Origin of the sequence: Amaricoccus sp. W119, from assembly GCF_047275745.1 — a bacterium.
In the GTDB taxonomy this organism is placed as follows: domain Bacteria; phylum Pseudomonadota; class Alphaproteobacteria; order Rhodobacterales; family Rhodobacteraceae; genus Amaricoccus.
Genome location: NZ_JBKQWU010000110.1, coordinates 1 through 6,564, shown reverse-complemented (window position 1 = coordinate 6,564; position 6,564 = coordinate 1). Strand labels below are relative to the sequence as shown.

Genomic DNA, 6,564 nt, shown 5'->3' with positions numbered 1-6,564 from the left:
GCCGCAAGCGGGAAACTCTAGTCGGGCTACGCCCTCCCGCCGTTCCCCGCTTGCGGCGCCAAGTGGCCTACTTTTGCGCCGCCCAACGGCCTGGTTTTGCTCCGCCGTTGACACCTGATCCCGGTCCATCCGGCCGATGCGATCCCGGGAGATGTTCTCGTGCTGCGGATGGTCGACGCGGGAGTAGCGAAGCACATCGGTATCCTCGCGAGAGCGCATCAAGGCCACCTTACGCTTATTCACGCCTACTCGGGCCACGGAGTGGTGGAATCGCCTCTCACGCCCTCCTGGCTGCGTCGCGTCGCGGGCGCATTCCGTATTCCGTTCTGAGGAGGCCAGATGGCCACGTTGTTTCTGGCGGCGGCTGGAGCCGCCCTCGGCGGAGCGATCGGGGGATCGATCGCCGGGCTTGCCACCACCGCGCTCGGCAAGGCGGCGGGGGCTGCCTTGGGGTCGATCATCGACCAGCAGATCCTGGGGGTCGGTTCCGACGCCGTGGAGACGGGCAAGGTCGATCGCTTCCACGTGATGGGCGGCAGCGAGGGCGCCGTCCTTCCTCGCGTCTTCGGACGCGCCCGCATCGCAGGGCAGATGATCTGGTCGAGCAAGTTTCTCGAAACGGTCAACACATCGAACGTCGGCGGGAAAGGCGGCGGGCAGCAGGTCCGCGAATACAGCTACACCGTGAGCTTCGCGATCGCGCTCTGCGAGGGGCCGATCATCCGGATCGGGCGCATCTGGGCGGACGGCCAGGTCCTCGACCAGGCGTCTCTCAACTGGCGGCTTCACCCTGGAAGCGAGGAACAGGTCGCCGACCCTCTGATCGCCGCTGTCGAAGGGGAGAGAAACGCTCCGGCATACCGAGGAACGGCCTACGCGGTTTTCGAAGATCTGGATCTGACGCCTTTCGGAAACCGCATCCCGCAGCTCAACTTCGAAGTCTTCCGACGCCCTCCGCACGGAGACGAAGAATTTCTTCCAGCGCATCCGGCCGACAGGATCGCAGGTGTCGCACTCATCCCGGGGACCGGCGAGTACGCGCTGGCCACGGAGGTGGTCAGCCTTGATCGCGGGAAGGGCGATGTAGAAATTGTCAATGTTCACAATGATCTGAGCTTGCCGGACTTTGTCGCATCAACGACACAGATGGTGGCGGAGCTGCCGAATCTGCAATCGGTGTCTCTGGTCGTGACCTGGTTTGGCGATGACCTGAGATGCTCCCATTGCGAACTGTGCCCGGCCGTGGAGCAGGCGCTCGAGGATGCCACGATCCCGTGGCACGTCTCCGGCGTTGACCGGGATCGCGCGAAGGTCGTCAGTTGGACCGAAGGTCGCCCGATATTCGGAGGGACCCCCGCGGACGAGACGGTGATCCAGGCGATCCGGCATCTGCGTGAGATCGGAAAGCGGGTGCTCTTCTATCCGTTCATTCTCATGGATATCCTTCAGGGCAATCGCCTCCCCGATCCGTGGACGGATGCTGGTTCTCAGCCGACTGTTCCCTGGAGGGGCAGGATCACACTGTCAATCAGTCCGGGGCGTGAAGAGTCGCCGGACAAGAGTCTGGCGGCGACCGAGGAAGTCGCTCGCTTCTTCGGTACGGCGAGCGCGGAGCATTTCTCGGTTTCCGACCGCCGGGTCGACTACGCCGGTCCCGAAGAATGGTCGTATCGGAGATTTGTTCTTCACTACGCGAATCTCTGCGCCCTGGCAGGCGGAGTGGAGGCCTTTTGCATCGGCTCGGAGATGCGCGGCCTCACGCATGTACGATCCGGCCCCGCCACATACCCGGCAGTGGAGGCCCTCCGTGATCTTGCGCGCGAGGTGCGAAAGGTGCTTGGGCCGCCTGTCAAGATTGGTTACGCGGCGGATTGGTCGGAGTACTTCGGTCATCATCCCGCCGACGGTACCGGAGACGTTCTGTTTCATCTTGATCCGCTTTGGTCGGATCCGGAAATCGACTTCATCGGCATAGACAATTACATGCCTCTGTCCGACTGGCGTGCGGGCGAGGACCACGCGGACGTTGCGCATGGCTCAATTTACAATCTGGACTATCTGGCCGCGAATGTCGCCGGGGGCGAAGGATACGACTGGTATTACACTGACGCCGAAGCCAGGAAGTCGCAGCGACGGACGGCGATCCGAGATGGGCAGCACGGGGAGGACTGGATCTATCGCTATAAAGATATCTCCAACTGGTGGTCGAATCCGCATTACGACCGCCTTGGGGGTGTTCGGGCCGCCGATGCCACGGATTGGCGACCGCGTTCGAAGCCGATCTGGTTCACCGAACTCGGATGTCCCGCTGTTGACAACGGAACCAATCAGCCGAACGTCTTCGTGGATCCCAAGTCTTCGGAGAGCTTCCTTCCCTATTTTTCCGAAGGCGTTCGCGATGACCTGATCCAGCAGCGTTATCTGCAGGCGACCTTCCGGCATTGGACCGATACGACCAACAATCCCCGATCCGAGATCTATGGTGGACCAATGGTCGATCTCGATCACGCTCATGTCTGGGCATGGGACGCGCGTCCGTGGCCGGACTTCCCTGCGCGGCTGGCGACCTGGTCCGACGGACAGAACTATCCGTTTGGCCATTGGTTGAACGGTCGGACCTGCGTCGTCTCGGTCGCGGAGGTTGTCACCGAGATCGTCGCGAACGAGGCTGTGGTCGACCAATCGAGGTTGTACGGGGCAGTGACGGGCTACACCGTCGATAGCGTCGAAACTCCCCGCCAGACGCTTCAGCCACTCATGCTTGCCTATGGCTTTGATGGCTACGCCGACGGCGACGATATCGTATTCGTGTCGCGCGACGGCCAGATGGCGATGAGCGTGAGCGCGGAGCGGTTCGCGTGCGAGCCTGACTCGCCACACCTGTCCCAGACACGGGCCCCCGCTTCCGAAGCTGTCGGCAGGGTCACGCTTGGGTTCGTCAGGGCAGACGCCGACTATCAGCTTGGCGCCGCCGAGGCGACGACGGAGGGCCCGGCGAATACGTCTCAGTCATCCACCGCGATTGTATTTCGTGAAGCGGAAGCACAGCGTGTAGCCGATCGATGGTTGAGCGAGGGGCTGATAGCTCGCGAGACCGTTGAATTCGCGCTTCCACCGTCGATGCTCGCCGCGCAGCCGGGTAATGTCCTTCGCGTGGCTTCGAGTGATTCCGCATCGGGTCTGTACCGCGTCGACAGGATCGAGGATGGAAGTTCACGTCGCCTGATCGGCGTTCGCGTGGAGCGCGGCACCTACATTGTGGGCCCCGAACAGGACACCGCCTCAAGATTTCCGACGATCGACATGCCTGCGCCGGTTTACGCCGAGTTCCTCGACCTGCCGCTGATCACGGGTGAGGAGATCCCACATGCGCCACACGTCGCCGCGACGGGACGGTCGGGTGGAGGGATGGCGGTCTATTCCGCTGTTGAGGACTACGGTTACTCGCTGAACCGGACGGTTCGGAAGCTCGCCACAATGGGTGAAACGCTGACGCCGCTCGCTCGCGCGGAGGCTGGTCTCTGGATGCCGGCCAACCTTGACGTGCGCGTCCGGCGTGGCGGCTTGCAAGCCAGAATTGAGTCCGATGTGTTGAATGGTGCCAATGTGGCGGCCATCCGGTTCGGGGACACGGACTGGGAGGTCTTCCAGTTCCAGAGCGCGGAGTTGATCGGGGATCGGGTTTATCGCCTTCGCGGTCTGCTGCGCGGCCAGGCTGGGACTGATGGGATCATGCCTGATCAATGGCCATCAGGTAGCGATTTCGTCTTGCTGGACGCGGCCGTCGTTCAGATCGACCTCCCGCTGAGCGCCAGGGGCCTGCGGCGTCATTATCGAGTCGGCCCCGTGGCCAGACCGCATGGTCATCGGAGCTACTTCCACGTTTCCAGTACCTGCGAAGCTGTCGGCCTCCGACCATACGCGCCCGCGCACCTCAAGGCGGTCCGACAGGCGAACGGCGATATCATGCTGACATGGATCCGAAGGACGCGCATCGACGGCGATAGCTGGCAGGGCCCGGACGTTCCCCTGGGCGAGGCTTCGGAGCGCTATCACGTTCGCATTTTCGTCGGCGAGGCGTTGGTTCGAGATGTTCAGGTCGGCTCGCAGTCCGCGATCTATTCGCAGGCGGAGCAGGTAGATGACCTTGCCCGGACCTGGCTGTCATTCGAGGTCGCGCAGATATCCCAGCAGTTCGGCCCCGGACCCTATCGAAGGATCGATTTTGATGGCTAAGACCGCCAACCTCGGCTTGCCCCTGATCTCGCCCGCGCAAGCGCAGAAGCACGTCACGGTCAACGAAGCTCTTGTGCGGATGGACGCGGCCACGCAGATGAGCGTGCTCGCCGCGGACATTTCCGACCCGCCGGATCTGGCCGAGAATGGTGTGGGTTACATCGTTCCCGAACTGGCCGGAGGCGCATGGGTGGGACGGACTGGCCAGATCGCCGTCTGGAGCAACGGGGGATGGGTATATCTGGCACCCGCGCCAGGATGGCGGGCGTGGCTCGTCGCGAAATCGTCCACGCTGATGTACGACGGCACGAGGTGGGTTCCCGACGCGGTCGCGGTATCGAGCGGGGGAGCCTTCACGACCAACGAAATACTGGAGTTCGATCAGGAGCTCGGAGTCGGGACGGCGGTCGGGACCGAGGTCAGGATCCCGGCGAATTCGCTGGTGCTGGGAATCACGGGACGTGTGATGGACTCGTTGACGGGAACCTTGACGAGCTGGCGCTTGGGCGTCGCAGGCTCCGAGGATCGCTACGGCAAGGGGATGGGGGTGGGGGCCGGCTCCTTTCTGGTGGGGCTTTCGGGAACTCCGATGACCTACTATGCTGATACCAGTCTTCTGATCGGCGCGGAGGGCGGCGCGTTCAGCGGCGGACGAATACGGCTCGCGGTTCATCTCACACGATTGGGAGCACCTCGTGCATCACGAGCGCTTCCAGCGGCTTGATTTCCCGGCGGCGACCGTTGAAATTGGCGCTAGTGGCTTTTGGGGTGCGCGTATGGCTCAACTGAAACCGAACATTGCCAGCCTGGATCCGGTCTGGACGATGATCCGTCGCGAAGCGGAGGAGGTGGCACGTGACGAACCGCTGATGGCCAGCCTTGTCCACGCCGGGGTCCTTTATCATGCGAGCCTGGAGCGGGCCCTCAGCTACCGGATCGCTCAGAAGCTTGCCTCTTCCGACATGAGCGAACTCATCCTGCGAGAGATCGCAGACGAGGCCTACGCCGCGGAAGTCAACCTGGGAGCGGCCGCGCGGGCCGACATCATGGCGGTCTACGAGCGTGATCCGGCATGTCATCGCTATATTCAGCCGCTGCTCTTCTTCAAGGGGTATCAGGCCCTCCAATGCTACAGGATCGGGCATTGGCTGTGGACAAGCGGACGCCAGGACATGGCCTATTTTGTGCAGATGCGCACGTCCGAGGTGTTCGGCGTCGACATCCATCCGAACGCGCGCGTGGGACAAGGCATCCTGATCGATCATGCACATTCCATCGTGATCGGCGAAACGGCGGTCGTCGGCGACAATGTGTCGATGCTCCATTCCGTAACGTTGGGTGGGACGGGCAAGGAAGACGGCGATCGTCATCCCAAGATAGGCAACGGGGTCCTCATCGGCGCCGGAGCCGCGGTTCTGGGAAATATTTCGATCGGCAATTGTAGTCGGGTGGCGGCGGGTTCCGTCGTGCTCGAGACCGTTCCCCCGTGCAAGACGGTCGCGGGAGTTCCGGCCAGGATCGTGGGAGACGGGGGTTGCGCGGAGCCGTCGAAGCTAATGGATCAGATGGTACTCAAGGGGCAGATCTGACGGTCCCCTGAACCGCGCCGAGTTTCCCGGAGGCAGGTTTGCTTGGTTCTTACGTTGCAACATCGCGGCTCGCCAGATCGGCGTGGTCGCAGCGTGTGGAAGAGGCTCTCCATGGGTGCATCGCCGTAGCGGCAAGCCGTCGTCCGGCTCATCGACGGTTTCGGCTTCATTGCAACGAGTTGCTTGCCGCATGGACACTGGAGTGCGCCCCCACGGGTGGACCATGTGATCCGCTGTATTTTCCCACGTCGGGCCTTCGGATATGGAGGTCCTATGACATGTATAAGTTTAGACTTGATCTGACATCTGGCGTCCGGATGTCGGTCATGTTCCGCCTGTCAGCCTCCGATCAGGCGGCGATCATTTTTTCCCTCGCGATCGGGGCCGCGTCAAGGAAGGTGCGCATCGGCGTCTTGCCGAAGCACCATCGCCCCTGATGCTCGCGCTCCTCGTTGCAGGTTCCGGTCCAGTTATCGAGATCCGCCTACAACGCGGCGACAGAACCATAGACCCTCTTGCGGAACGCGACCCGGTAGAATTCGTCGAGCACGGTCTTGTGGAAGCGCTCGACGATGCCGTTGGTTCGCGGGCTCTTCGTCTTCGTCCGCGAATGGTCGATGTCGAGTAAGCGTCCGGCCTCACCGCTATCGGGTCCAGCGCCATGGGAGCAAGTCGTCGACCCTGGTGATCTTGTAGTCCGGGATCCGTGCCAGCGTGTCGGCGAGCCAGGCTTGGGGAT

At 62.6% G+C, this 6,564-nt stretch carries 4 protein-coding genes and 1 pseudogene; 3 read left to right on the top strand and 2 right to left on the bottom strand.

What is annotated here, in order from left to right; genetic code table 11:
* Positions 1-339 precede the first annotated feature (339 nt).
* From ACLJK8_RS21625 to cysE, 3 genes are read left to right on the top strand one after another with little or no spacing between them, the layout of a single operon-like run.
* Complete coding sequence (locus ACLJK8_RS21625; RefSeq protein WP_413152495.1) at positions 340-4,236, top strand: glycoside hydrolase/phage tail family protein; 3,897 nt, start codon at positions 340-342, stop codon at positions 4,234-4,236.
* Positions 4,229-4,960: a DUF2793 domain-containing protein gene (locus tag ACLJK8_RS21620; RefSeq protein WP_413152494.1), complete on the top strand. Its 732-nt coding sequence runs from the start codon at positions 4,229-4,231 to the stop codon at positions 4,958-4,960. The genes ACLJK8_RS21625 and ACLJK8_RS21620 overlap by 8 nt, the downstream gene beginning before the upstream one ends.
* 52 nt (positions 4,961-5,012) lie before the next feature.
* Positions 5,013-5,825 (top strand): serine O-acetyltransferase, encoded by an 813-nt coding sequence (cysE, locus tag ACLJK8_RS21615; protein ID WP_413152498.1) that lies wholly within the window; start codon positions 5,013-5,015, stop codon positions 5,823-5,825.
* 349 nt (positions 5,826-6,174) lie between these two features.
* Here cysE and ACLJK8_RS21610 read toward each other — a convergent pair.
* Together ACLJK8_RS21610 and ACLJK8_RS21605 are read right to left on the bottom strand one after the other, a co-directional pair.
* Positions 6,175-6,447, bottom strand: a pseudogene (locus ACLJK8_RS21610) (integrase core domain-containing protein); the annotation flags it as partial.
* Between the two features lie 22 nt (positions 6,448-6,469).
* Positions 6,470-6,564, bottom strand: a 95-nt coding sequence (locus ACLJK8_RS21605; RefSeq protein WP_413152496.1) for a transposase domain-containing protein, incomplete at its 5' end; no start/stop codon positions are given.

Coding starts and splice junctions, on each gene's coding strand:
- ACLJK8_RS21625 (WP_413152495.1), top strand. CDS start 340: ATGGCCACGTTGTTTCTGGCGGCGGCTGGAGCCGCCCTCGGCGGAGCG.
- ACLJK8_RS21620 (WP_413152494.1), top strand. CDS start 4,229: ATGGCTAAGACCGCCAACCTCGGCTTGCCCCTGATCTCGCCCGCGCAA.
- cysE (WP_413152498.1), top strand. CDS start 5,013: ATGGCTCAACTGAAACCGAACATTGCCAGCCTGGATCCGGTCTGGACG.